This window comes from Staphylococcus sp. HMSC62B09 (assembly GCF_001839115.1).
Lineage (GTDB): Bacteria > Bacillota > Bacilli > Staphylococcales > Staphylococcaceae > Staphylococcus > Staphylococcus haemolyticus.
This window is the reverse complement of record NZ_KV840097.1, coordinates 1-732: the sequence shown is the minus strand read 5'-3', so window position 1 is coordinate 732 and position 732 is coordinate 1. Positions and strand designations below refer to the sequence as shown.

Sequence of the window (732 nt, the reverse complement as noted above, 5' to 3'; positions counted from 1 at the left end):
CTTTTTTCGCTTTAATTTTATTGATATGTAGATTATTGAAAATCTGAGATAGTTCATTAACTATTGGTTTTAATACCCGTTTAGTTATATCATTCATTTGGTAAGTTTTTGGGACATCTAGACGATTTTTAAAATCATCTAAATTCATTTTTACATAACCAGTATGTTTGTATTGTTTAAGTATCCTAAACATATTTTTAGCATAGGTGGATTTGAGATGTGTCATTTCCTTCAACTCAAATTTTGTAAAATCGGCAGTTATAGAATTTAAAATATGTTTTAAATCAGAATTAATACTAATAGATAAACATTCTTCATCTAAATCTACTTTATAGGAAGTGAACAAAATAAATTTTTCAAATGATCTACCATTACGTTCTATATAAGTTAAGTTAAGTTAAGCATTTTATCGTATACATGTTCTAAATCATTAATAAAACGTTCTTGTGAACGAGTATAGTAATTACTTAAATATTTTAATTCTGCAAAAGGAATAGTTACTTTTCTTGTGTCTTGCTCTTTAAGTTTATTACATAGAGTAAAGAATAAATCTACTTCAGTGCTTGTAAAACGTCTTAATGGAACTAAATTCATCTCATTTCTATATACTACTGTTTCACCAGACATACAAAACTCCTCTCGATATTATAAGTGACATGATTTACAAAATGTCCCTTTTACTGTTACAAAATGTCCCTTTTAGCATTCCAAATCCATTGTGGCTCTAAGGCT

Annotated in this window: 1 pseudogene; it reads right to left on the bottom strand. The window is 26.9% G+C overall.

Annotated features, from left to right (window positions below):
* A pseudogene (locus tag HMPREF3265_RS01960) lies at positions 1-627 on the bottom strand (replication initiation protein); the annotation flags it as partial.
* Positions 628-732: the final 105 nt, after the last annotated feature.